The 25019-nt window shown below is 73.5% G+C and carries 24 protein-coding genes; 15 read left to right on the top strand and 9 right to left on the bottom strand.

Features of this window, described 5'->3' with window-relative positions; translation table 11 throughout:
* Positions 1–226: 226 nt before the first annotated feature.
* On the bottom strand, positions 227–379 hold the full coding sequence (locus ABD811_RS22935; protein ID WP_344951262.1) for a hypothetical protein: 153 nt from the start codon (positions 377–379) through the stop codon (positions 227–229).
* Here ABD811_RS22935 and ABD811_RS22930 point away from each other — a divergent pair.
* The gene (locus ABD811_RS22930; RefSeq protein ID WP_344951259.1) at positions 378–1181 is read left to right on the top strand and encodes a hypothetical protein; all 804 of its coding nucleotides are present in this window, start codon (positions 378–380) and stop codon (positions 1179–1181) included. The genes ABD811_RS22935 and ABD811_RS22930 overlap by 2 nt on opposite strands.
* Positions 1182–1211: 30 nt before the next feature.
* Here ABD811_RS22930 and serC read toward each other — a convergent pair whose 3' ends face one another.
* From serC to ABD811_RS22915, 3 genes are all read right to left on the bottom strand, one after another.
* Positions 1212–2348: a phosphoserine transaminase gene (gene serC / locus ABD811_RS22925; RefSeq protein WP_344951256.1), complete on the bottom strand. Its 1137-nt coding sequence runs from the start codon at positions 2346–2348 to the stop codon at positions 1212–1214.
* Between the two features lie 76 nt (positions 2349–2424).
* Entirely contained in the window at positions 2425–2793 is a 369-nt protein-coding gene (locus ABD811_RS22920) for a hypothetical protein (RefSeq protein ID WP_344951253.1), read from the bottom strand.
* Positions 2794–2943: 150 nt separating this feature from the next.
* Positions 2944–4056, bottom strand: coding sequence for a citrate synthase 2 (locus tag ABD811_RS22915; protein WP_344951250.1), 1113 nt, complete (start codon positions 4054–4056; stop codon positions 2944–2946).
* Between the two features lie 196 nt (positions 4057–4252).
* On the opposite strand from ABD811_RS22915, the gene ABD811_RS22910 reads away from it, so the two are divergent.
* A complete protein-coding gene (locus tag ABD811_RS22910) occupies positions 4253–4978 on the top strand; it encodes a pyridoxal 5'-phosphate synthase (RefSeq protein ID WP_425549448.1) in 726 nt (241 codons plus the stop codon).
* A 102-nt stretch (positions 4979–5080) separates the two neighbouring features.
* On the top strand, positions 5081–6514 hold the full coding sequence (locus tag ABD811_RS22905) for an MFS transporter (protein WP_344951244.1): 1434 nt from the start codon (positions 5081–5083) through the stop codon (positions 6512–6514).
* 9 nt (positions 6515–6523) lie between these two features.
* On the opposite strand, the gene ABD811_RS22900 is transcribed toward ABD811_RS22905, so the two are convergent.
* Complete coding sequence (locus ABD811_RS22900; RefSeq protein ID WP_344951241.1) at positions 6524–7246, bottom strand: UdgX family uracil-DNA binding protein; 723 nt, start codon at positions 7244–7246, stop codon at positions 6524–6526.
* Between the two features lie 99 nt (positions 7247–7345).
* Here ABD811_RS22900 and ABD811_RS22895 point away from each other — a divergent pair, with 99 nt between their 5' ends.
* The 3 genes from ABD811_RS22895 to ABD811_RS22885 all read left to right on the top strand — a co-directional run bounded on the left by ABD811_RS22895 (position 7346) and on the right by ABD811_RS22885 (position 11919).
* On the top strand, positions 7346–8047 hold the full coding sequence (locus ABD811_RS22895; protein ID WP_344951238.1) for an iron-dependent transcriptional repressor DtxR: 702 nt from the start codon (positions 7346–7348) through the stop codon (positions 8045–8047).
* Positions 8048–8497: 450 nt separating this feature from the next.
* Entirely contained in the window at positions 8498–10882 is a 2385-nt protein-coding gene (locus ABD811_RS22890) for an ATP-binding SpoIIE family protein phosphatase (protein ID WP_344951235.1), read from the top strand.
* 41 nt (positions 10883–10923) lie between these two features.
* Entirely contained in the window at positions 10924–11919 is a 996-nt protein-coding gene (locus ABD811_RS22885) for a zinc-binding alcohol dehydrogenase family protein (protein WP_344951232.1), read from the top strand.
* A 51-nt stretch (positions 11920–11970) separates the two neighbouring features.
* Here the strand turns inward: ABD811_RS22885 and ABD811_RS22880 are convergent, their stop codons facing one another.
* Together ABD811_RS22880 and ABD811_RS22875 are read right to left on the bottom strand one after the other, a co-directional pair.
* Positions 11971–12888: a class I SAM-dependent methyltransferase gene (locus tag ABD811_RS22880; protein ID WP_344951230.1), complete on the bottom strand. Its 918-nt coding sequence runs from the start codon at positions 12886–12888 to the stop codon at positions 11971–11973.
* Between the two features lie 143 nt (positions 12889–13031).
* Positions 13032–13190, bottom strand: coding sequence for a hypothetical protein (locus ABD811_RS22875; protein WP_344951227.1), 159 nt, complete (start codon positions 13188–13190; stop codon positions 13032–13034).
* 110 nt (positions 13191–13300) lie between these two features.
* On the opposite strand from ABD811_RS22875, the gene ABD811_RS22870 reads away from it, so the two are divergent.
* The 6 genes from ABD811_RS22870 to ABD811_RS22845 all read left to right on the top strand — a co-directional run bounded on the left by ABD811_RS22870 (position 13301) and on the right by ABD811_RS22845 (position 19116).
* Positions 13301–13699, top strand: coding sequence for a hypothetical protein (locus ABD811_RS22870; protein WP_344951224.1), 399 nt, complete (start codon positions 13301–13303; stop codon positions 13697–13699).
* Positions 13700–13822: 123 nt separating this feature from the next.
* Entirely contained in the window at positions 13823–15856 is a 2034-nt protein-coding gene (locus ABD811_RS22865) for an MFS transporter (protein WP_344951221.1), read from the top strand.
* A 133-nt stretch (positions 15857–15989) separates the two neighbouring features.
* A complete protein-coding gene (locus tag ABD811_RS22860; RefSeq protein WP_344951218.1) occupies positions 15990–17135 on the top strand; it encodes an acetyl-CoA C-acetyltransferase in 1146 nt (381 codons plus the stop codon).
* 149 nt (positions 17136–17284) lie between these two features.
* Positions 17285–18079, top strand: a complete 795-nt coding sequence (locus ABD811_RS22855; protein WP_344951216.1) for an enoyl-CoA hydratase/isomerase family protein — start codon at positions 17285–17287, stop codon at positions 18077–18079.
* A gap of 122 nt (positions 18080–18201) precedes the next feature.
* The gene (locus ABD811_RS22850; RefSeq protein WP_344951213.1) at positions 18202–18642 is read left to right on the top strand and encodes an Hsp20/alpha crystallin family protein; all 441 of its coding nucleotides are present in this window, start codon (positions 18202–18204) and stop codon (positions 18640–18642) included.
* A gap of 126 nt (positions 18643–18768) precedes the next feature.
* Complete coding sequence (locus ABD811_RS22845; RefSeq protein WP_344951210.1) at positions 18769–19116, top strand: MerR family transcriptional regulator; 348 nt, start codon at positions 18769–18771, stop codon at positions 19114–19116.
* 69 nt (positions 19117–19185) lie between these two features.
* On the opposite strand, the gene ABD811_RS22840 is transcribed toward ABD811_RS22845, so the two are convergent.
* On the bottom strand, positions 19186–19944 hold the full coding sequence (locus ABD811_RS22840; protein WP_344951207.1) for an IclR family transcriptional regulator: 759 nt from the start codon (positions 19942–19944) through the stop codon (positions 19186–19188).
* A 281-nt stretch (positions 19945–20225) separates the two neighbouring features.
* On the opposite strand from ABD811_RS22840, the gene ABD811_RS22835 reads away from it, so the two are divergent.
* From ABD811_RS22835 to ABD811_RS22825, 3 genes are all read left to right on the top strand, one after another.
* Positions 20226–22196, top strand: coding sequence for an acyl-CoA dehydrogenase family protein (locus ABD811_RS22835; protein WP_344951204.1), 1971 nt, complete (start codon positions 20226–20228; stop codon positions 22194–22196).
* 205 nt (positions 22197–22401) lie between these two features.
* The gene (locus ABD811_RS22830; RefSeq protein ID WP_344951202.1) at positions 22402–23238 is read left to right on the top strand and encodes a lipoate--protein ligase family protein; all 837 of its coding nucleotides are present in this window, start codon (positions 22402–22404) and stop codon (positions 23236–23238) included.
* A gap of 212 nt (positions 23239–23450) precedes the next feature.
* Complete coding sequence (locus tag ABD811_RS22825) at positions 23451–24281, top strand: class I SAM-dependent methyltransferase (RefSeq protein WP_344951199.1); 831 nt, start codon at positions 23451–23453, stop codon at positions 24279–24281.
* Positions 24282–24618: 337 nt separating this feature from the next.
* Here the strand turns inward: ABD811_RS22825 and ABD811_RS22820 are convergent.
* Positions 24619–25019 (bottom strand): response regulator transcription factor (locus ABD811_RS22820; RefSeq protein ID WP_344951196.1); only part of this gene is annotated, 401 nt, incomplete at its 5' end.

Genomic DNA, 25019 nt, shown 5'->3' with positions numbered 1-25019 from the left:
CGCGGGCGCCGCCGCCACGGCGCCGGCCACCGACACCGCGCCGCAGGCCGCGCCGAGCCGGACGACGGCGCGCACGGGGGGCCTGGGGGCGGCTCGGCACGGGCGCGCCGACGACATGATCCGATCTTCCCCCGTTCCGCACCCGATCGATCACACGACCCGCCCCGACAACCGACCCTCGTCCGCCGCCCGGCCGACCTCGCGCGGCGGCCGGTCGCGGCCGGACTCAGCCGAGCACGGCGCCGACGACCACGGCCAGGACGAGCGCGGTCAGCACGGTGGGGAGGAGCCAGCGGGGCGCACGGTTCACGGGTTCGAGCTTATTCGGCCGGGCCGCCCGCTCGAACCGTCCCGCGGTGATCGGCGTCTCAAGGGTCATGTACGGACTGTTCGGGGTGCTGCGCTCGCCCGGCGCCGGGGATCCGGGCGCGGTGTCGGACGCCCTGGTGATCCTGGGCACGCTGGCCGAGGAGCGCGGCCGCGACACCGCCGGGATCGCGCTGTTCACCGGCCGCGCGGTCACGTCGGCGGCCGCGCCCGCCGGCACGCGCGACGCCCGCGGCTGCGACCTGTCCTACGACGGCTGCCGCGTGGTCACCGGCCGCGCCGCCTTCTCGCGGGTCTGGCGGCCCGAGCTGCTCCCGCTGCTGGACGTGGCGCCGCTCGTCGTCGGGCACACCGGCCGGGCCGCGCCGGAGTCGCCGGACGGGCGGCCGGACGCCGGTCCGCTGGTCGTCCCGGGAGCAGGCGCGGGAGCCGGCGCCGGACTCGTCGGCACGCACGACGGCGACGTCGCGGCCGAGCGGATCTTCCGGCTGCTGGCGGGCCGCCGGGACGCCGCCGCGACCGCCGAGACGCTGGGCGCCGCGCTGCCCGGACGGGCCGCGCTGGCGTGGGTCGACCGGGCCCGGCCCGACCGCGTCCACCTGGCCCGCGCCGCCCGCAGCCCGCTCACCGTCGCCGTCGACACCGAGCAGAACCTCTACTGGGCGTCCGAGCCGTGCTGGCTGCGGACGGTGCAACGGCACACCCGCGTGCGATTCGCCACCGCCGTCATGCTCCGCGAGGGCACCTACCTGCGGGCGGGCCTGGGGGCGCCGGACGGGCGGCCGCACGTGCTCGGCAGCGCCGGGTTCACGCCGACCGCCCGGGGCACCGGCGAGTTCGCCGCCACCGCCTGACCGGCGGCGCGGCGAACCCCGCCGGCGGTGCTAGAGGCGCTCGACCACGTAGTCGATGCAGGCCGTCAGGGCCTCCACGTCGGCCGGGTCGATCGCCGGGAACATCCCGATGCGCAGCTGGTTGCGGCCCAGCTTGCGGTACGGCTCGGTGTCGACGATGCCGTTGGCCCGCAGCGTCTTGGCGACCGCCGCCGCGTCCACCGAGTCCACGAAGTCGATCGTCCCGACGACCTGCGACCGCTGCGCCGGGTCGGCCACGAACGGCGTGGTGTAGGACGTCTTCTCCGCCCACGTGTACAGGCGCTGGGACGAGTCGGCGGTGCGGGCGGTGGTCCAGGCCAGCCCGCCCTGCTCGTTCATCCACTCGATCTGCTCGGCGAACAGCAGCAGCGTCGCCACGGCCGGGGTGTTGTAGGTCTGGTCCTTGGCGGAGTTGTCCACCGCCGTGGGCAGGCTGAGGAACTCCGGCACGTACCGGCCGGAGCCCGCGATCTCCTCGACCCGCGCCAGCGCGGCCGGGGACATCAGCGCCACCCACAGGCCGCCGTCGGCCGCGAAGCACTTCTGCGGCGCGAAGTAGTACACGTCGGTCTCGGTGACGTCGACGGGCAGGCCCCCGGCGCCGGACGTGGCGTCCACCAGCACCAGCGCCTCGTCGGCGGTGGTCCCGGCGGGCCGCTCGATCGGCATGGCCACGCCGGTGGAGGTCTCGTTGTGGGTCAGGGCGTAGACGTCCACGCCCTCCTCGGCGGCGGCCCGCGGGTGCGTCCCCGGCTCGCTGGAGATCACCGACGGCTCGGCCAGCCACGGCGCCTTCGTCGTGACCTTGGCGAACTTGCTGGAGAACTCGCCGAACGACAGGTGCTGCGACTTCTCGCGCACCAGACCGAACGCGGCGGCGTCCCAGAACGCGGTGGTGCCGCCGTTGCCGAGCACCACCTGGTGCCCCTCGGGCAGCGAGAACAGCTCGGCCAGGCCGCTGCGCACCCGGCCGACCAGCGACTTGACCGGCTTCTGCCGGTGCGAGGTGCCCATGTACCGCGCCCCGGACTCGGCCAGGGCGGCCAGCTGCTCGGGCCGCACCTTGGACGGGCCGCACCCGAACCGCCCGTCGGCGGGCTTGAGGTCTTCGGGAATGACTATGGCTTTGTCAGCGCTCTCGGTCACCCGAAGAAGGCTACTTGACCTGCGCGGCGGAGCAGGGACGGGGTTCACATGGCGAGACGCGCCGGTCAGCGGGGTGTCACCTGGAGCGGCGGACCGCCCAGACGGCCAGGGCGGCCAGCCCGGCCAGGCACAGCGCGGCGATCACGGCGGGCGGGTAGATCCACGGGTCGTTCCGTTCCCGGGCCTCCAGCGCCGTGGTGACCGAGTCGTAGGCCAGGAACGCCAGCAGCAGCGCGACGAGCACGGCGGTGACGCGTCCCGCGAGGGCGTTGGTGCGGCGGCGCCGCAGCTCCCGCTCCCGCTCGTACCGCCGCAGCTCCTCGGCCTGACGCGCGGCCTCCGCGCGGACCCGCTCGTGGTGGGCGTCCGGGGACGGTGCCGCGCCCGCCGCGGGGCCGATGTCGCCGTCCAGCGGCTCGTCGTCCAGCGGGTCGTGGTCGGTCACCGGCCCATCATGGCAAACCCGGACGGACCGCGCCGGACGTGAGCGCCCCGGACATGCGTCCCGGACGCGAGCGCCCCGGACATGAGGAAGCCCCCGGCGACTCTGCCGGGGGCCTCATGCGCTCTTGCGGGGGCGGTGGGGCGAGCCGGGTCAGCCGGCGGTGCGCTTGAGGACCTCCGCTGCGCCCGGCACGTCGTTGATGGACCGGCTGCCGGGACCGACGTAACGGGCGCTCGGCCGGACCAGGCGGCCGGTGCGCTTCTGCTCCAGGATGTGGGCGGCCCACCCGGCGGTGCGGCCACAGGTGAACATGGCGGGCATCATCGCGGTGGGGACCTCGGCGAAGTCCAGGATGACCGCGGCCCAGAACTCCACGTTGGTCTCGATGGCGCGGTCGGGGCGGCGCTCGCGCAGCTCGGCCAGCGCGGCGTCCTCCAGGGCCTTGGCGGCCTCGTAGCGGGGGGCGTTCAGCTCCTTGGCGGTGCGGCGCAGCACGCGGGCGCGGGGGTCCTCGGCGCGGTAGACGCGGTGGCCGAAGCCCATCAGCCGCTCGCCGGAGTCCAGGATGCCGGTGACGACCTTGCGGGCGTCGCCGACCTGCTCGACCCTCTCGATCATGGGCAGCACGCGGGCGGGGGCCCCGCCGTGCAGCGGGCCGGACATGGCGCCGATCGCGCCGGAGATGCTGGCCGCGACGTCGGCGCCGGTGGAGGCGATGACGCGGGCGGTGAAGGTGGAGGCGTTCATGCCGTGCTCGGCGGCCGAGACCCAGTAGGCGTCGATGGCCCGGACGTGCCGGGGGTCGGGCTCACCGCGCCAGCGGATCATGAACCGTTCGGTGATGGTCGCGCCCTCGTCGACGCGGCTCTGCGGGACCATCGGGGTGCCCACGCCGCGGGCCGACTGGGCCACGAACGACAGGGCGGTCACCGACACGCGCGCCAGGTCGGCGCGGGCCTCCTCGTCGGTGATGTCCAGCAGGGGGCGCATGCCGTACGCCGGGGCCAGCATGGGCAGCGCGCTCTGGACGTCGACGCGCACGTCACCGGAGCGGACCGGCAGGACGTGCGGCTCGGCGGGGGTGAGGCCGGGGTCGAAGCTGTTGTCGACGAGCAGGCCCCAGGCGTCGCCGAAGGAGACGCGGCCGACGAGCTCCTCGATGTCGACGCCTCGATAGCGGAGGGCGCCGCCCTCCTTGTCCGGTTCCGCGATCTCGGTCTCGAAGGCTACGACCCCTTCAAGCCCGGGTTTGAAGTCGGACATGTCGTCCTGCCTTTCGTCCCCATAGTGATAAGGCGGTGCCGTGCCATTGAACCGTGTCTCTTTTACTGCTGAGTACCCAGGCCCCTGTGAGATGCACAATGCCCTGGTGAGAGGCTCAGACGCTGTGGACGGCCGGATACCAGAGGCAAGTGGCGCGCAAAGCGCCGATTCCGCGGGGGTTCCGCGCGCACCGGAGATCGACCTGTCGCGGCTGCGCGCCGCCTACGACGCGGGGGAGTTGAGGGAGGAGGCGGTGCCCGCCGACCCGCTGGAGCTGTTCGCGAGGTGGCTGGCCGACGTGGTGGAGGCCGGGCTGCCCGAGCCGAACGCCATGGTGCTGGCCACCGCCTCGGCCGACGGCGAGCCCAGCGCCCGCACCGTGCTGCTCAAGGGCTACGGCCCGGCGGGCTTCCGCTTCTTCACCAACCTGACCTCGCGCAAGGGGCGCGACCTGGCCGCCAACCCCCGCGCGACGCTGGTGTTCCCGTGGCATCCGCTGCACCGGCAGGTGATCGTGTCGGGCCCGGTGGCGGAACTGTCGCGGGAGGAGACCGCCGGCTACTTCCAGACCCGCCCGTATGGCTCGCGCGTCGGGGCGTGGACGAGCGAGCGGCAGTCCTCGGTGATCACGGGGCGGGACGAGCTGGAGGCCCGGTACGCCGAGCTGTCCGCCCGCTGGCCGGATCCGGCCGCCGCGGCCGCGGGGGCGCCCGCCGCCCGCGACGAACGGACCGCGCGGTCGGAACGCGACCGGGCCGAGGCCGAGGCGGTCCCGCTGCCGGACTTCTGGGGCGGGTTTCGCGTGGTGCCCCTGGCGATCGAGTTCTGGCAGGGGCGGCCCAACCGGCTGCACGACCGGCTCCGCTACCGGCGCCCGGCCCCGGACGCCACGGCCTGGGAGCTGGAACGCCTGTCCCCGTAGCCCCGTCCCTGCGGCGGGCGCCGGATTGGCGGACAGGGCTCGGCGGTTCGTAGGCTGGCACCCGGTAATTAACCCGGCTAACTATCCGACCGAGTAGAGACCGTGCAGAACGCCTCCGAACCTCCTGATCCCCAGGACCCCGATCCGCACCCGCAGGCACGCGAGCAGACGGCACAGCACGCGGCGCGGCAGTCAGCGCAGCAGGCGGGACGCGCGCCGCGGAAGGCGCGGCGCGCGGGCCGCGGCGGGTGGATGCGCGCCGTCGCGATCGACACCCGTCCCCTCGCGCATCCCGCCTACCGGCGGCTGTGGCTGGGGCAGGCGGTGTCGTTCGTCGGCTTCCAGGTCACCGCCGTGGCCGTGCCCGTCCAGGTGTACGACGTGACGCGGTCGTCGTTCTGGGTGGGCGTGCTGGGCGTGGTCAACCTCGTCCCGCTGATCGTGTTCGGGCTGTGGGGCGGGGCGGTCGCCGACCACGTGGACCGGCGCCGGCTGCTGTTCGGCTCGTCCTGCGTGATGTGGGTCGCGACGCTGCTGCTGTTCGCCCAGGCCCTGCTCGGCATGGACGACCTGTGGCTGATCATGGCGGTGGTGGCCGTCCAGGCGATGGGCTTCGCGGTCGCGTCGCCGACCCGCAACGCGATCATCCCCCGGCTGCTGGACCGCTCCCTCGTCCCGGCCGCCAACACCCTGAGCTTCACCGCCAGCCAGATCGGCATGCTGGCCGGGCCCCTGGTGGCCGGGGTGATCCTGGCCCGCTGGCACTACGCGGCCGCCTACGCGATGGACGCCGTGCTGTTCACCGTGGGCCTGTACGCGGCGCTGCGCCTGCCCGCCATCCCGCCGCTGGGAGAGGTGACGGGCACACCCGGTCTGCGCTCGGTCTTCGAAGGGCTGCGCTACCTGGCCACACAGCCCGTCCTGCTGATGTCGTTCGTCGTCGACATCATCGCCATGGGCGTGGCCATGCCGCGCGCGCTGTTCCCCGAACTGGCCGAGACCCGTTTCGGCGGGGAGGACGCGGTCGGCTGGCTGTTCGCCTCGATCGCCATCGGCGCGTTCATCGGCGGCCTGATGTCGGGCTGGATCGGACGGGTGCACCGGCAGGGCGTGGCCCTCGTCGGGGCCATCGTCGTGTGGGGCCTGGCGGTCGCCGTCGCCGGGCTCGCCCACCAGTTGTGGCTGGCCGTGGTGCTGCTGGCCGTGGGCGGGGCGGCCGACCTGGTGTCGGCGGTGTTCCGGCAGACGATGCTCCAGACGTACGCGCCGGACGAGATGCGCGGCCGTCTCCAGGGGGTCTTCACCGTGGTCGTCGCGGGCGGCCCCCGTCTCGGCGACCTGCGCGCCGGAGCGACCGCCGCCTTCGCGGGGGCCACGGTCTCCTGGGTGGGCGGCGGGCTCGCGTGCGCGGTCCTGGTGGTCGTGGTGGGCCTGTGCGTCCCCGCCCTGCTGCGCTACGACACCCGTACCGCCGCGCCCGCGCTCACGGACGACGTGCCCGAGCCGAAGGAACCCGCCACCGACCGCGAGCCCTAGCCGGGGCGGCTACCCGAGGGCCATCGCCACGACCTTGAGGTCCTCGACGAGACCGGCGTACATCGCCTCCCGGTCCTCGGCGCGCAGCACCGCCGACGGGTGGATCGTGGCGAGCAGCCGCGTCCCGTTCCACCCCGCGTCCCCGTCGCCGGCCCGCTCGGCGGCCTCGGCCGCGCGCGCCGCCGCCGGGGTGCCGAGCACGTCCGGGTCCGGCATGGGGATCAGCTCGCCGCGCCGCTTGGTCACCCGGAACGTCGACCCCAGCAGCGCCTTGCCGGCCGTCGCGCCCAGCGCCACCACCACGTCCGGCTCCAGGACGCGCAGCTCGGCCACCAGCCACGGGCGGCACGCCCGCATCTCGCTCACGTTCGGCGACTCGTGGATGCGGCGCTTGCCGCCCGCCATCCGCTTGAACTTGAAGTGCTTGACGGCGTTGGTGACGTACACGTCGCCGCGTTCGATGCCCGCCTCCTCAAGGGCCCGGTCCAGCATCCGCCCGGCCGGGCCGACGAACGGCCTGCCCTGGCGGTCCTCCTGGTCGCCGGGCTGCTCGCCGACGAGCACCACGCGGCCGTGCGCGGCGCCCTCGCCGAAGACCGTCTGGGTGGCGTTCTCGTACAGGGGGCAGCCGCGGCACCCCGCGGCGGCCTCGCGCAGCGCCCCCAGATCCGCCCGTGACCTGGGGTCGTCCGGCAGGAAGGGGGCGGCGTCATGGGAAGAATTCGCGCTCATCGTGCGTTCCTCCGTACCCGCCCCCACGGGGATATGCGCAGGCACCGTCGCGGGAGGTGCGGAACGCGTAGACTCGAGTCCACAAGTCTGGAGGGAGCTGTGACCTCACACGGCCTGATCGATACCACGGAGATGTACCTCCGTACGGTTCTGGAGCTCGAAGAGGAAGGGATCATTCCTCTTCGCGCGCGCATCGCCGAGCGGCTCTCGCAGAGCGGTCCGACGGTGAGTCAGACGGTGGCGCGCATGGAGCGCGACGGGCTGCTGAGGGTCGAGGGGGACCGGCACCTCGAACTGACCGAGACCGGCCGCAACCTGGCCACCCGGGTGATGCGCAAGCACCGTCTCGCCGAGTGTCTGCTGGTCAACGTGATCGGCCTGCCCTGGGAGGACGTCCACATCGAGGCGTGCCGCTGGGAGCACGTGATGTCGGAGGAGGTCGAGCGGCGCCTGGTCGCCCTGCTCGGCAATCCCACCCACTGTCCGCACGGCAACCCCATCCCCGGCCTGGACGAGCTCGGCGGGCACGGCGACGACAGGGACAGCGCCCCGCTGTCGTCGATGACCGACGCGGCGAGCCCGGACGGCGCCCCGGCCGTCGTACGCCGCATCAGCGAGCAGGTGCAGAGCGACAGCGAGCTGATGCTTAAACTCAAGCAAATCGGGATACAACCGGGGCGAGAGGTGACTCTTCGGGCGACCGACGACGGGGTGCGGGTGACGTGTGACGACGAGGCCGACAGTAACGCCAGCGAGCTGCCGCGGTCCATCGCCGAACACGTGTTCGTCAGCGGCCGCTGAACCCGGTACGGTGCCGCCCCCATCGCCGTCTCCATCGCCGAACGCGCCGCACGGCACGCCCGGGTCGTTTTCGCCGTCGCCGCGCGTCTATACCGAAGATCTCCACACCGTCACGGCGTTCGGGCGTATCCCGGGGGCGGGTTCGTCGTTCAATACCAGTGAGATACGTGCGGCGGCCGCGCCGCCACGCACGGTGGCCGCCGCCCTGACCGCGGCGGCCGGAGCGGGCGGGCGGACGGCGCGGCGGCCGGGCACCACGGCGACGGCCCCCGAGCGGACGGCGCCGCCGGGCACGGCGGCGCACACGGACACGAGGAGAACGGGCACGACGGCAGGGCGGACGACAGAACGGCGGGCGGCGACCCCGAGAACGGCCGCACCGCCCGATCCCGCGCGCCCGGCGGCGCCGGCGAGGGCCCGCGCGGCGGCCGGAAGGCGGCGGACGGCCCGATGAAGCGACCGGACGAACCGCCGTTCGAGGCGCAGCTGCCGCCCGAGACGGTGCTGAACCAGATGGAGATGGCGGTCATCGTCTGCGACCGCTTCAGCAACGTCATCTACGGCAACGACTTCGCCCGCCAGCTGTTCGGCTTCGGCGGCGACGACCTGATCGGCCACTCGGTGCTGTCGCTCGGCATCGCCGAGGAGGACCACGAGCAGGCCACCGAGCTGGCCCGGCACGTCCTCAAGGGCGGCGTCTGGGAGGGCACGTTCTGCAACCTGCGCGCCGACGGCACCACCGTCTACACCCGCGCGCACGCCGTGCCGCTGCGCCACCCGTCCGGCGCCGTCGACGGCGTGGTGATCTTCGCCCGGGAGGCGCTGCGCAGCAACCAGCGCGAGCACGAGCGCTACGGCCTGCTGGAGCGGGTGGGCGAGCGGCTGGCCGGGTCGCTGGAGCTGGAGACCACGCTGCGCCGCGTCGCCGACACCCTGGTGCCGCAGTTCGCCGACCACTGCTTCATCGACCTGTTCAGCGGCGACCGGCTGTACCGGCGGGTGTCCCGGCACGCCGCCGACTGGACCCCGCCGCCCGGCACCTGGGCCGAGGTCGGCGAGCCGGTCTCCTACCCGGCGGGGCACTTCGCCGCAAAGGCCATGAACCGCCGCGACACGGTGCTGGTCGAGGACATGGTCCGGCACCGCTTCTCCGCCCCCAGCCTGGCCAGCCAGCGCCTCGGCGACGAGCTCGGCGTCACCTCGGTGATCTCCGCGCCGCTGCTGGTGCGCGGCGAGCTGCTGGGCGTGATGAGCGTGGCGCTGTCCAACCTGACCAGGCGGCCCGACCCGCACTACGACGCGTTCGACCGCGACCTGATGGGCGCCATCGCCGGCCGCGTCGCGCTGGCCATCGACAACGCGCTGCTGTTCGAGGAGGAGCGCGAGACCGCGCTGGCCTTCCAGAAGGACCTGCTGCCCGGCGAGCGGCCGCCCCGGCTGGACGGCCTGGAGATCGCCTGGCGGTACGAGCCGGCCCGTCCGCTGGAGTCGCACGGGCACGGCATACAGACCCAGGTCGGCGGTGACTGGTACGACGTGATCCCGCTGTCGGCGGGCCGCGTCGGGCTGGTCATCGGCGACGTGGAGGGCCGCGGTGCCCGCGCCGCCGCCGTGATGGGCCAGCTGCGCGCCGCGCTGCGCGCCTTCGCCCAGGACGACAAGCCGCCCGCCGACATCCTGCGCAAGCTGGACGAGTGGGTGCGCACCATGACCCGGCCGCAGCGGCAGAAGTCCGGCTGGGCGCCGCCCGGCGACGACGAGGTGCGCCCGCCGCTGGTGTCGTGCACCTACTTCGTCTACGACGCCTGGTCGCGGGTGCTGGAGTTCGCCAACGCCGGGCACGACCCGCCGCTGCTGATCAACGACGGCGAGGTGAGCGAGCTGACCTTCCACAGCCAGGGCGGCATGCTCGGCCTGCGGTCGCCGGGCGTGGGCGGCGAGATCCTGTTCAACGAGGAGTCCGCCGAGCTCAAGCCCGGCTCCACGCTGGTGCTCTACACCGACGGGCTGATCGACCGGCGGCCCCGCGCCGACGGCGAGTACTACACCCGCGAGGAGTCGCGCGAGCTGGTCCGCCAGGCCGTGGCCGCGGTGGCGCGGCGGGACGTGGAGACCATCGCGGGCGCGGTGTTCGACGCGGTGCCCGGCGACATCGACGACGACGTGGCGATCGTGGTGATCCGCACCTCGCCGGAGGAGCTGGCCGTCGAGGAGCGCACCTTCCCGGCCGAGCCGATCATGGTGTCGGAGGCGCGGCGGATGGCCGCCGACGCGTTCGCCTCCTGGGGCATGCTGGACGAGCAGGCCGAGCTGGCGTGCCTGCTGGTGTCCGAGGTGGTCACCAACGTGGTGCTGCACGCCGCCGCGACCCCGCGGCCGCGGCGCGAGCTCGTCCTCGACGGGCCGCCGCCGGTGCGGTTCAACAGCGCCCCCTCGGCGGCCGACGCGCTGGCCGACGCGCTCAACGACGTCGACGAGGACGACTGGTCCCTGCCCGGCGCGATGGCGACGGCGTCCGGGCCGCTGTCCGCGCCGGTGCCGATGGCCGAGCCGATGACCGAGCCGCTGTTCGACCCCGGGCCGCCGCTGGACATGCCGCTGACCCGCCGCGAACCGGCCACCAAGGAGTTCCGGCTGCGGCTGCGGCGCGGCGCCGACGCGCTCTGGGTCGAGGTGTTCGACGCCGACATGCGGCTGCCGCGCATCCGCAGCGCGGGCGAGACCGACGAGGGCGGGCGCGGCCTGTACCTGGTCGACCAGCTCGCCTCCCGCTGGGGGGCCCGGCCCACCGCCGACGGCAAGGCGGTGTGGTTCGAGCTGCCCCTGCGTCCCTGACGGGGCTTGATCAAAAGCGCGGCGCGCGTACCGTGGGGTGCGTGCGGGCGTGGAGCGTCGAGATGCCGGGGCCGATCGAGACCGGCCCGCTGAAACCGGTCGAACGGGACGTCCCCGAGCCGGGTCCGGGCGAGCTGCTGGTACGGGTGCGGGCCTGCGGGGTGTGCCGGACGGACCTGCACGTCGCCGAGGGGGACCTGCCCGTCCACCTGCCCGGCGTCACCCCCGGGCACGAGATCGTCGGCGAGGTGACGGCGGCGGGGCCCGGCTGCCGGTTCGGCGTCGGCGACCGGATCGGGGTGGCGTGGCTGCGCGGCACCTGCGGGGCCTGCCGCTATTGCCGTCGCGGCGCGGAGAACCTGTGCCCCTCGTCGGTCTACACAGGCTGGGACGCGCACGGCGGCTACGCCGAGTACACCTTGGCCGTCGACGCCTACGCCTACGCGCTGCCCGCCGAGCTGGACGACGTGCGCGTCGCGCCGCTGCTGTGCGCGGGCATCATCGGCTACCGGGCGCTGCGCCGTGCCGCCGTGCCGCCCGGCGGGACGCTCGGCCTGTGGGGCTTCGGCGGCTCGGCGCACCTGGCCGCGCAGATCGCCGTCGCCGAGGGCACGGCCGTGCACGTGTTCACCCGCAGCCCGGCCGCCCGCGCGCTGGCGCTGTCGCTGGGCGCGGCCTGGACGGGCGACTCGTTCGACGCCCCGCCCGAGCCGCTGGATTCGGCGATCGTGTTCGCCCCGGCCGGCGGCCTGGTGCCCGCCGCGCTGCGCCGCCTGGACCGCGGCGGCACGCTGGCCGTCGCCGGGATCCACCTGACCGACATCCCGCAGCTCAACTACGAGCGGCACCTGTTCCAGGAGCGGCAGCTGCGTTCGGTGACCGCCAACACCCGCGCCGACGGCGAGGAGTTCCTGCTGCTGGCCGCCCGGCTCGGCGTCGCCGTCTCCACCGTCGCCTACGGCCTGGACGAGGCCGGCAAGGCCCTGGCCGACCTCGCCGGCGGCCGCTTCACCGGCGCCGCCGTGCTCGTTCCCTGAGACGGCACCGGCCGGAGCGCCGGGTCGCCGGGTCGGCTGTATCGGCTTCCGCTACGCCGGCTCGGCGGCGACGTGGGCCCAGTTCTGGGTGAACCACAGCTCACCGCCGATCACGCGGGGTTTGGCGCCGGTGCGGGGGCCGCCGTCGACCTCCTCCAGGAGCGCGGCGCGGATGCGGTCGGCGGCGCGCGGGTCGCGGGCCCCGGCCAGCCACGGCTCCGCCGGCCGCTCCACGGTGAACACGTCCAGCCGCCGGACCCCGGCGCCCGCCGAGGTGATCATCTCGGTGAGCCCGGCGATGGACGGGGTGCCCGGGTGGCCGGGGTCGCGCAGCCGCTCCAGCCGGTCGCGGTCGGGCCCGGCCAGGTTGGGACGGACCAGTTCGGCGATGACCAGCCTGCCGCCGGGACGGCACACCCGCAGCAGCTCGCGCAGCACCCGCTGCGGGTCGCCCAGGTGCAGCAGCGAGAAGCGGGTGGTGACCAGCGTGAACGACCCGCTTCGGTAGGGCAGGGCGGTCGCGTCGGCGCGGATGGTGGGCGTGTCGGGGTCGTGGCGGCGGACGCCGGTGTTGTCGTACGGCACAGGCCGCACGGCCCGTATGGGGGAGACGGGGCCGTCCGGGTCGCCGCCCCGCGCCGGTGCGCCGTGACCGTCCGAGTGGGCCGGAGGCCGGGACATGGGCAGCGTGGTGCTCGCGAGGTCGCTCTCGCCGGGAATGCGGACCGGGCCGGTGCCGAACGTCACCGTGGGCATCCGGCCGTTCTTCTCGCGGATCACCGGCGGCTGCGCGTCCACGGCGGTGACGTGGCGCACCCACGGCCGCAGCGCGCCCGGCATCGGCCCGGGGCCGCGCGCCACGTCCAGGCAGACGTCGTCGAACGAGGGTTCGGTGAACTCCAGCAGCCGCCGCAGGTGCGGGGCGACCGTGCCGCCTGGTTGGTGAATGGGCGTCGCCGGTTGCGGCACGTCTGTCTCCCTCGGCTCAAGGTCGGCTCGCCGGGCGACCCCCTCGCGGCGCCGGACTCCGGGGCTCCGGCACGAGGGCTGGGGAGAGGGTCGAAAAGGCCTCTTCCAGGTTTTGACTCACCGGGCGGGGAGGAAGTTCGGGCCTAGCGGAGGGTCTGGCCGTACAGGGCGAGCACGGCGAGCACGAAGATGACGACCACCGCCATGCGGGTCGGCACCGTCAGCCGCATCTTCCCCGCCGCCCACCGCACGCAGTACGCGCACAGCAGGGCGGTGACGGCGAGAGCGAGGATCCCTTCCATGGTCACCTTCGTTCTGGGGGGACGGGTGCTGTCCCTTGAACGATAGACGGGTCAGGAAACCCTTACCCCAGTGCTCGAATCGGGTTCGGTACGGGGATAGCCTCACGGACGTGGCAGATGCGAAACAAGACCAGAAGCGTGACCGGGTGGACGACCTTCTTCTCCAGGTGGCGCGCGGCCGGGTCGCGCTCGGTGTCGCGGGGCTCGCCGCGCCGCGGCTGACCACCCGGCTGGTGGGCATGGGCCGCGGCCCCGACGCGGGCCGCGACTTCGTCGTGCGCATGTTCGCCGCCCGCGAGATCGTCCTGGGCGCGGGCTACCTGCTCGGCGACCGGGCGAGCCGCCGGACGTGGGCCCGGTACGGGCTGCTGGCCGACGCGCTCGACACCGTCGCCGCCCTCAAGACGCGCGGCGGCGTGCCGCCGTGGGCCACCGCCGGGGCGGCCGCCGCGGCCGGGGCGTGCGCCGCGCTCGGCGCCGCCAAGACAGCCAAGGACCTCCTCGGCTAGCGTCCCGCGTCCCGGTTCGGCCGCCCGCCCGCGACCCGGGCGGCCGCCGGTCCGGGGCGCCGGAATGTGATCCTTCACGGTTCCTGGGTAGGGCGTCGCGTACTCGCGTACGAGGGACCGGGAATGACGGCTGCGACGACGCCCCCGCGCACGACGACCATGCCCCAGGGCCGCGACCTGGCGGTGATCCTCGGCTCGCTGATGCTGGCGATGCTGCTGGCCGCGCTCGACCAGACGATCGTGTCCACGGCGCTGCCCACGATCGTCAGCGACCTGGGCGGGCTGAACCACCTGTCCTGGGTGGTCACCGCGTACCTGCTGGCCTCCACGGCGTCGACCCCGCTGTGGGGGAAGCTCGGCGACCAGTACGGCCGTAAACGGCTGTTCCAGACCTCCATCGTCATCTTCCTGGTGGGGTCGGCGCTGTGCGGGCTGGCGCGGAACATGCCGGAGCTGATCGCGTTCCGGGCGCTGCAGGGACTGGGTGGCGGCGGCCTGATGGTGCTGGTCGTGGCGATCGTCGGGGACGTGGTGCCGCCCCGCCGGCGCGGCCGCTACCAGGGGTTGTTCGGCGCGGTGTTCGGCGTGTCCAGCGTGTGCGGGCCGCTGCTGGGCGGCTGGTTCGTCGACAACCTGTCCTGGCGGTGGGTGTTCTACGTCAACCTGCCGGTCGGGGCGCTGGCGCTGGCGGCTGTCGCCGCCGTCCTGCGCGACCCGGCCGAGCGGCACCGGCACCGCATCGACTACCTCGGCATCGCGCTGATCGTCGGCTGGTCGGTGGGGCTGGTGCTGGTCACGACGTGGGGCGGCACCCGGTACGCGTGGTCGTCCCCGCAGGTCATCACGCTGGCCGTGGTGTCGCTGGTGCTGGTCGTCGCGTGGGTGGCGGTGGAGCGGCGCGCGGCCGAGCCGGTGATGCCGCCCAGGCTGTTCGCCGACCCGGTGTTCTCCCTCGGCGCGGCGATCAGCTTCGTGGTGGGCTTCGCGATGTTCGGCGCGCTGACGTTCCTGCCGATCTTCCTGCAGGTGGTGCGGGGCGTCTCGCCGACCCTGTCGGGGGTGCACCTGCTGCCGATGATGCTGGGCATGCTGGTCGCCTCGATCGGCTCCGGCCAGCTGATCAGCCATACCGGCCGCTACAAGGTCTTCCCGGTGGTGGGCACGCCCCTGGTCGCGATCGCGCTGTTCCTGCTGTCGCGGATGGACGAGACCAGCTCCACCCTGTCGATGAGCCTGCGGTTCGCCCTGCTGGGCTTCGGCATCGGCCTGGTCATGCAGGTCCTGGTGATCGCGGTGCAGAACACCGTGTCGTACGAGGACCTGGGCGCGGCCACCTCCGGGGTGACGTTCTTCCGCCAGATCGGCGGCTCGTTCGGCGTGGCGGTGTTCGGGTCGGTCTTCAGCAGCCGGCTCGCGGACGACATGCGGGAGGTGGCCCGCGCGCTGCCGCCCGGCTTCGATCCCGCCGCCGTGGAGGGCAACGCGGGCGTGCTGCGGCAGTTGCCGCCGGACGTGGCGGGACGCGTCCTGCACGCCTACGCCCAGTCGATCGACGCGGTGTTCCTTTGGGCGGTGCCGGTGGCGGCCGTGGCGTTCGTGCTGACGTGGTTCCTGCGCGAGCAGCCGCTGCGCGCCACGTCGCAGACCCGCGACTACGGGGAGGGGTTCGGCGCCGCGCCGACCGTCCGCTCGTCCCGGTACGAGATCGAACGCGCCCTCAGCGAGCTGATGCGCCGGGACGGCCGGGCCCAGGAGGTCTACGCGCGGCTGGGCCGCCTGGCCGGGGTGGACCTGCCCGCCGGAAGCATGTGGGCGCTGTGCCGGATCGCGCGCGACGGGTCGGTGACGGGCGCGGAGCTGGCCGAGCGCGCGGGCGTCCCGCCCGAGTGGGGCAGGCCGTGCGTCGACCGGCTCGTGGACGCCGGTTACGTCGCGCGCGCGGACGGCGTGCTCACCATCACCCCGGAGGGGCGCGCGGCCGCCGGCCACCTGGTCGAGGCGCGCCGCGAGGGCCTGGCCCGGCACCTGGCGGGCTGGTCGCCGCAGGACCACCCGGAGCTGACCGAGCTGCTGACCCGGCTGGCCGCGGAGTCGCTCGGCGACGAGGCCGACGGAAAGGCCGTCTACCACGGCGAACGCCCCCTCGCCCCGTCATGATCCGGTGAGGGATCCGGTAAGAGTGGAGACCCCGGTCATATGGCGCCGGCGCCGGGGCGTTGTAATCTCGTACTGACGACCGAATCTCGCTCGGTTTCGGGACGGAACCGAACCCCACACTCATGGAGGCGCAGTGGCCGAGGCGTACATCGTCGGCGCGGTCCGTACCCCCGTCGGCACCAAGAAGGGCGCCCTGAAGGACGTCCACCCCGCCGACCTGGGAGCCCACGTGCTCCGCGAACTCGTCGACCGCACCGGCGTCGACCCGTCCGCGGTGGAAGACGTGATCATGGGCTGCGTCATGCAGGTCGGCCCGCAGTCGCTGGACATCGCGCGCACCGCGTGGCTGTCGGCGGGCCTGCCCGAGGGCGTGCCCGGCGTGACCATCGACCGCCAGTGCGGCTCCTCCCAGCAGGCGATCCACTTCGCCGCGCAGGGCGTGCTGTCGGGCACCCAGGACCTGGTCGTGGCGTCCGGCGTCGAGCAGATGGCCATGGTGCCGATGGGCTCGTCGGTGGCCATGGCGCTGGAGAAGGGCATGCCGTTCCCCTACGGCGAGGGCTGGGGCGAGCGGTACGGGCAGCAGGAGATCTCCCAGTTCCGCGGCGCGCAGCTGATGGCCGAGAAGTGGGGCTTCAGCCGCCGCGAGATGGAGGAGTACGCGCTGGAGAGCCACCGGCGCGCCGTGCGGGCCATCGAGGCGGGCTACTTCGACCGGGAGATCGCCCCGATCGCCGGTCTGGCCAAGGACGAGGGCGCCCGCGCCGACACCACGCTGGAGAAGATGGCCGAGCTCAAGCCGCTGCGCGACGGCTGGGACCTGACCGCGGCCGTCGCCTCGCAGATCTCCGTCGGCGCCTCGGCGCTGCTGATCGCCTCCGAGGAGGCCGTCCGGCGGCACAACCTGACGCCGCGCGCCCGCGTCCACACCCTGGCGGTGTGCGGTTCGGACCCGGTCTACATGCTGACCGGCCCGATCCCGGCCACCGAGAAGGCGCTGGCGCGGTCCGGGCTGAAGATCGACGACATCGACGTCTTCGAGGTCAACGAGGCGTTCGCGCCCGTCCCGATGGCGTGGGCCCGCGACACCGGCGCGTCGTTGGACAAGACCAACCCCAACGGCGGCGCCATCGCGCTGGGCCACCCGCTCGGCGCCACCGGCGGCATCCTGATGACCAAGCTGCTGCACGAGCTGGAGCGCACCGGCGGCCGGTACGGCCTGCAGACCATGTGCGAGGGCGGCGGCCAGGCCAACGCCACCATCATCGAGCGGGTCTGATCCGGCCCTGATACGGACCTGGTCCGGTTCCCATCCGGGTCTGGTCCGCGGCCGACCGCGACCACCGGCCGACCGCGTGGCGGGCGGAGCCTTCCGGGCTCCGCCCGCCTTCGTGTATCCCGGGTTCTTCCGCAGTCCTGAGGAGGGGCATGTACGAGACGATCCTGTACGAGACGGCCGACCACGTCGCCCGGATCACGCTCAACCGGCCGCAGGCCCGCAACGCGCTCAGCGACCAGATGGTGGACGAGCTGCTCGACGCGTTCGCCCGCGCCCGGGACGACGAGGAGGTCCGCGTGATCGTCCTCACCGGGGCCGGGGACCGCGCCTTCTGCGCCGGGGCCGACCTGGGCGGGCTCGGCGCGGCGCAGGGCGACGGCCGCCCGCTGGCCGACCCCGAGGCGATCCGGGCCAGCGCCCCGTACCGGCTGTTCACCGCGTTCCCCGGGCTGGGCAAGCCGATCATCGCCCGGCTGGCCGGGCACGCGGTGGCGGGCGGGCTGGGCCTGGCCGCCGCCTGCGACCTGGTGATCGCCGCCGAGGATGTCACGCTGGCCACCCCCGAGGTCAACGTGGGCCTGTGGCCCATGATGATCATGGCGATCGTCAACCGGAACGTCGCGCCCAAGCACGCGTTCAAGCTGTACTACACCGGCGCGCGGATCAGCGCCGCCGAGGGCCGCGACATCGGCCTGGTCACCGAGGTGGTGCCGCGCGCCGACCTGGACGCGCGGGTGGACGAGCTGGCCCGTCTCATCGCCGCCAAGAGCCCGCTGGCCCTGCGCCGGGGACGCGACGCCTTCTTCGCCGTCGAGGGGCGCCCGCTGGAGGAGCAGGTGGCCCACCTGCTCGGCGAGCTGGTCGAGCTGGCGGCCGGCGCGGACGCCAAGGAGGGCATCGCCGCCTTCCTGGAGGGACGCGCCCCGCGCTTCGAGGGCAGGTAAGACGATTCAGTCCTCCAGGTAAGTTGTTTGATCTCCGGGTGGGAGGAAATATATAAGTCGAGTTGGAGGTTTGCTCCAGGCGAAGGTCGAAGTACCGACCACTCGTTACGGAGGTGGCGATCATGCTGCTGACCACGATCGACCCGTTCGTGCAGGAGTTCGAGCGCCAGTTCGACCGGCTCACCCGGCAGATGTGGGGCCAGGCGAGCGAGCGCGGGGCCATGCCGATGGACGGCGTCCGCCGCAAGGACGACGTCCTGCTCCGCTTCGACCTGCCCGGCGTCGACCCCGACAGCATCGAGGTGACCGTCGACCGCGGCGTGCTGTCGGTGAGCGCGCGGCGCGAGGAGGAGCTCGCCGAGGACGACCGGATGTTCGTCCGCGAGCGCGTCATGGGCACCTTCACCCGGCGCGTCTACCTGTCCGAGCACCTGGACGCCGACGCCATCGAGGCCGCCTACAACAACGGCGTGCTGGCCGTCCGGATCCCGGTGCTGGAGCAGGCCAAGCCGCGCAAGGTCGAGATCAAGCGCGCCGACAAGAAGGCGATCCTGGGACGCTGAGGCACGGCGTGGAGGATCGGTGCACGGCGCGGCGGGCACGGCCCCGCCGCGCCTTCGCGCATGCCGGGCGCGCGTACCGGGAACCTTCCGGCATGATCGGGCAGGGACCAGGATCGGACGGATGAGATGGCGACGTTGCCGATCGACGATGACCACGCCCCCCTCTACTCGGTGGGCCAGGTGGCCGCGATGCTCGACCTGCGCCAGGCGTTCCTGCGCCGGCTGGACGAGTACCAGGTCGTCCGGCCGCGCCGCACCGAGGGCGGGCAGCGGCGCTACTCGCGGGTCGAGATCACCCGCGTCCAGTACGTCGTGGAGCTGGTCGAGGAGGGCCTGACGCTGCCCGCCGTCCGGCGCGTCCTGGAGCTGGAGGCGCGCGTCCGTGAACTGGAACGCCGCCACGAGGACGACCAGCGCCGCATCCGCGCCCTGGAGGCCCGCCTACGCGCCCACGGCACCGCCCCCCACCCCTGACCCCCCACGGTCGCGTGCCTGACGGGTGCCCTTGCGTGGGTGGACGGCGGGGGTGTGTGTCGTGGCCGGTCACATGGTGAGGGTGAGGGTGCGCTGGATGCGGGCGGCGGTGGCCTTCATGCGGTGGACCGACGCCTCGATGCGGGGCAGCTTGCTGGTGCGGCACGAGACCGCCAGCGCGCCGACGACCGAACCGCTGGCGTCGGTGACCGGGACGGCGGCGCAGCCGGTGCCGATGGCGTACTCCTCGTGGTCCAGCGACATCGGCGACGGGGCGTCCAGCAGGCGCAGCAGGCGGCGCGGCTCGGTGATGGTGTGCGGGGTCAGGTCGACCAGCGGATGGCGTGCCAGGTAGTCGCGGCGGCGTTCCACGTCGAGCTGGCGCAGCACGCACTTGCCGATCGCGGTGGCGTGCGCGGCCTCGGTGAAGCCGACCCACAGGTCGACGCGCGGGGTGCGCGGGCCGTCGGCGATGTCGATGATGCGGATCTCGTCGTCGACGTGCATGCCGAAGTAGGACGCGGCGCCGAGCTCGTCGCGCAGGGCGATCAGGGTGGGCCGGATCCGGGCCAGCAGCTGCTGGGTCCTGCTCTGCCCGTGCAGCGCGGTGATGCGGTCGCCGAGCACCCACACGCCGTCCGACAGCCGGGTGGCGTAACCCTCGTGCGCCAGCGTGCGCAGCAGGTGGTAGGTGGTGGCGAGCGGGAGGCCCGCCTCGCGGGCGAGCTGCTTGGCCGGCGCCCCGTTGGGATGGGACGCCACGGCCTCCATCAGGTGCAGTGCGCGCTGCACCGAGGCGATGAGAGTCGGTTTCCGTGTCTCATCCATCACGCACAGCGAACCCCTCTGGCCCCGCAGGGTCAAGTCGTTCGACGACACTGCACTCATTGGATCACCTTTACTGTCACTTGGCATGACTTTTTGCTGAATCTGATGTCGCGGTATCGGGGGTTTAGTCCCGTCCTTGACCGGCGTTCTCACCAGAGTGCTTATGGGTGTTTCCGGTGCGTCACAGGGGGCATCTCCAGAAACCAGCACAGGGGGCTACTCACGGGTACAACCTGGTAGTAACTTCGCGGGTAGCGACGGAGCGCGTCGGAGGAGCCGACATGAGCCAGCCGAGTCACAGCACCCGTCCGGCCGGGGGCACCGCCCCGGGCGCGGTCGACGAGCGCACCGCACGCAGGGTGGCCGAGGAGGCCCGGGAGACCGAATGGCGGCTGCCGAGTTTCGGCAAACAGCTGTTCATGGGAGATTTCCGGCTCGATCTCGTGCATCCCCATCCCCGGCCGGACGAGGAGTCCCGGCGCACGGGCGAGGAGTTCCTGGCCCGGCTGCGGGAATTCTGCGAAACCAAGGTCGATCCACTGATCATCGAACGGGAGGCGCGCATTCCCGACGAGGTCGTCAAGGGACTGCGCGAACTCGGCGCGTTCGGAATGAAGATCCCGCGCCGGTACGGCGGGCTCGGGCTGAGCCAGCTCTACTACGGCCGCGCGCTGATGCTGGTCGGCTCGGTCAGCCCGGCCATCGGCGCGCTGCTGTCGGCGCACCAGTCGATCGGGGTGCCGCAGCCGGTCAAGCTGTTCGGCACCGCCGAGCAGAAGGACACCTGGCTGCCGCGCTGCGTCAACGAGATCAGCGCGTTCCTGCTCACCGAGCCGGACGTGGGCTCGGACCCGGCCCGGCTGAGCGCCACCGCCGTGCCCGACGGCGACGAGTACGTGCTCAACGGCGTCAAGCTGTGGACCACCAACGGCGTCGTCGCCGACCTGCTGGTGGTGATGGCGCGGGTGCCGCGCGGCGACGGCCACCGCGGCGGCATCTCGGCGTTCGTGGTGGAGGCGGACTCCCCCGGCATCACCGTGGAGAACCGCAACGCGTTCATGGGCCTGCGCGGCATCGAGAACGGCGTCACCCGCTTCCACGACGTGCGCGTCCCGGCCGCCAACCTGATCGGGTCCGAGGGCGCCGGGCTGAAGATCGCGCTGACCACGCTGAACACCGGGCGGCTGTCGCTGCCGGCGCTGTGCGCGGCGGCGGGCAAGTGGTCCACCAAGATCGCCCGCGAGTGGTCGCGCGAGCGGGTGCAGTGGGGCCGCGCGATCGGCGAGCACGAGGCGATCGCGCGCAAGGTGGCGTTCGTCTCGGCCACCTCCTACGCGCTGGAGGCGATGGTCGACCTGTCGTCCCAGCTCGCCGACGACGAGCGCAACGACATCCGGATCGAGGCGGCGCTGGCCAAGCTGTGGGGCTCGGAGATGGCCTGCCGGATCGCCGACGAGCTGATGCAGCTGCGCGGCGGCCGCGGCTACGAGACGGCCGAGTCGCTGGCCGCCCGCGGCGAGCGCGGCGTGCCGGTCGAGCAGTACGCGCGCGACCTGCGCATCAACCGGATCTTCGAGGGCTCCACCGAGATCATGCACCTGCTCATCGCCCGGGAGGCGGTGGACACGCACCTGTCGGTGGCCGGGGACATCATCGACCCCGAGGCGTCCCCCGCGCAGAAGGCCCGCGCGGCTGCGCGCGCGGGCAACTTCTACGCGCGCTGGCTGCCGACCCTGGTGACGGGGCCCGGCCAGCGTCCGGGGTCGTACGCCCAGTTCGGGCCGCTGGCCAAGCACCTGCGCTACGTCGAACGGACCTCGCGCAAGCTGGCCCGGGCGACGTTCTACGCCGCCGGCCGCTGGCAGGGCGAGCTGGAACGCAGGCAGGGGTTCCTGGGGCGGATGGTCGACATCGGCGCCGAGCTGTTCGCGATGAGCGCCGTGTGCGTCCGCGCCTACGCCGACGCCACGAACGGTGCGATGTTCGGCCTGAACGGGCACGACCCCGGCCCGTCGGCGCTGCGCCTGGCGGACGCGTTCTGCAGGCAGGCCCGCGTACGGATCGACGAGCTGTTCAGGGGGCTGTGGCGCAACACCGACGTGCTGGACCGCAAGCTCGCCCGGCAGGTGCTGGACGGCGACTTCGTCTGGCAGGAGGACGGCGTTCTGGATCCGTCCATTCCGGGGCCGTGGATCGCGCACGCCGAGCCGGGGGCGAGCCAGAGGGAGAACGTGCACCGCACCATCGGGTGAGTGTCCGCAGACGCACTCCGTCCCCCATCGTGAGCCCCCGACCAGGGGCCGTCGCCCAGTGCCACCATATGAAAACCGCCTGACTGCGATCTGTGCGCTCTGTCGCTATGTTGCGGAGCGCGGCGTGCGCCAGGTAGGCAGGTGACGCCGGATCATGCCGGTGCGGTGGGGTGCCGGTGGGGGACGAGTGCGGAGGCCCATCCCGATGCTCAGCGTTGTCGTGGACGACACGCGGGATCCGGCATGGAACCTCGCTCTGGACGAGGCGCTGGCACGCGCGGGCGTCCCGTCGCCGATGACGCTCGGCCCCGGCTGGGCGGGGCCTGGGCCGGCAGGTGACGCGGAGGGCGTCGCGCCGAGGGACGTCGTTCGGTCGGCGGTCGAGGCGCCCGTGCTGCGCGTCTGGGAGAACGGCCCCGGCATCGTCGTCGGACGCTTCCAGAACCTGGGCCGCGCGGTCGACCTGGCCGCCTGCGCGCGTGACGGCGTGAGCGTTGTGCGCCGGGCCACCGGCGGGGGCGCCCTCTACACCGAGCCGGGCTGCCTGCTGTTCACGCTGGTGCGGCGCCTGCCCTCCGCCGACGGGCCCGCAGCCCGGCCCGGCGCGCGGCCCGACCTCGACGCGCTCGTGGCCACGGCCGTCAAGCGGCTCGGACTCCCCGCGAGGGCTCTGCGCGGCGGGGCCGTGCGCACCGCGCGGTTGCGCACCCGGCGCGCGGTGCTCACCCACGCCGCCGTGCGCGTGACGGAGGAATGCGTGCTCGGCGACCGTTACCTCGCCGAGGACGAACACCCCGGCACGGAAGCGGCGGGCGGCGGCTCGCTGGCCGGGCACGGTGTCGAGGTGACCCCGGACGCCGTGCGGTCGGCGGTGCTGGCCGCCGCCGTCGAGTCCTACGGCGACGCCTGCCCGCGCCGTCCCAACGCCATCGAGCAGGCGTGCCGCGACCATCTCTACGCCGTCCGGTACGGTGATTTTTCGTGGCATCTGACGGGCGCGCCCGTCCGCCGCGGGATCTGCTGGGAGCAGATCTGCCGCTGAGCACCCCCTGTGACCTCGCCGGATGCCGTGCCGTGGGACGTGTCACGGGAAAAACGACGCGTCTAGCGGTCCTGGTGTTGCACGATGGGTAGACTGACGCGACCTTGCGCCCGAGATTCGGTCCGCTCCCGGTCTTGACACGCGGACCGCCGATCCGGCGAACGCCAAGCCGAACGCCAGGCAGCGACGAACGCACTCAGCGAGCGGAAAGTATGCAGTCACCAGGTCAGAAGAAGTCCATTTCCGGCACCCTCCTCAACCTCCTCGGCAGCGGGCCGGCCCCCTCGGGCGAGCCCGGCCGCACCGTCCCCACCGCGGGTGACGGGGAGATCGTGCAACCCGCCGCCGGAGAGGGGGCTCTGGAGAACCACCTCGGCGGCGACGAGGCGCGCAACTACCGCAGGTACGAGTACGAGATGGTCGCCCCGCACGTCGGGCGGTCGCTGCTGGAGGTCGGCTCGGGCCTCGGGCACTTCTCCGAGCAGTTCGCCGGCCGCCTCGACTACCTCGTGGTGAGCGACAACGACCCGTACTGCGTGGGCGAGCTGCGCAAGCGCTATGACGGCGACGACCGGGTCGAGGTCATCGACCTGGAGCTGCCCGCCGAGATCGAGATCCGGCGGCGCGTCGACACGGTCGTGATGATGAACGTCCTGGAGCACATCAAGGACGACGTGCAGGCCCTCAAGGACCTGGCGGCGGTGACCGAGCCGGGCGGCCGGATCGTCATCTGGGTTCCCGGCTACATGCAGCTGTACGGCGACTTCGACCGCAAGGTCGGCCACGTCACCCGGTACACGCCCGAGACGCTGGGCCGGTCGGTCCGCGAGGCGGGCCTGGTGCCCCAGGTGCTCAAGCCCATCAACCTGCTGGGCGGCGTCGCCTGGTGGCTGGCGGTGCGCCGCGGCGGCGCCGGCTACCCCGACCCGCGGCTGGTCAAGATCTACGACCGGACGGTGATCCCGGTCACCCGCGCCATCGAGCGGGTGGTGCGCCCGCCGTTCGGGCAGACGGTCTTCTGCGTGGCGCGCGTCCCCCGCTGACGCCCGCCCGAGTGACGCCACGTCCGCGCTGACGCCCTGCGCGCCGTCGCGGACGCGCCCGCCTCCCCCAGGGAGTCAATCCCGTTGGTTTTAGATATGCCAATGGGCACGTTTCGCGATGGCCGCCGCGCGTGCGCGCGTCCAGACTGGGTGACGGCCAGACGGGTCACGGACCGCCTCTCCGAGCGGAGGAGCGCCGCGTGCTTCCACGGACCGTGGCGCGAAGGCCAGCCACCGAAGTTCCCGTGTGGTCCGACGAACCGGTGGCGGGGGTCCGGGAGGGGAGGCCCCCGCCACCGGCTTCCCGGGGCCGGGCGCGGTGCGGCCGGGCCCGGGGCTACACGCGGCGGGTGGCGTAGGCGGGCCGTCCGGCCTCGCCTCCCGAGCCGCCCGTGCCGCCGGTTCCGTTGTGCACCGCACCGTTGCCGGAAGCCCCGTCGCCGGTGGGCGGGGGAGCGGCGAACAGTCCGAGCCGGTGCGCGGTGGCCGCGGCCTCGCCCCGGCTGGCGACGTCCAGCTTGCCCAGGATGTTGGACACGTGCACGCTGGCGGTCTTGGCCGAGATGAACAGCGCCTCGGCGATCTCGCGGTTGCTGCGGCCCTGCGCGACCAGCCGCAGCACCTCCAGCTCGCGCGGTGTGAGCCCGAACGTCGCCGCGCCGTCCGCGCCCTCCGCCCCGCCGGCGCCGCGCGGCAGCCGGGCGCGCCGGAACAGGTCGTCGATGCGCTCGGCCAGCG

The organism is Actinomadura miaoliensis, from assembly GCF_039536785.1.
GTDB classification, from domain to species: Bacteria; Actinomycetota; Actinomycetes; order Streptosporangiales; family Streptosporangiaceae; genus Spirillospora; species Spirillospora miaoliensis.
This window is presented reverse-complemented; position numbering and strand designations above follow the sequence as displayed.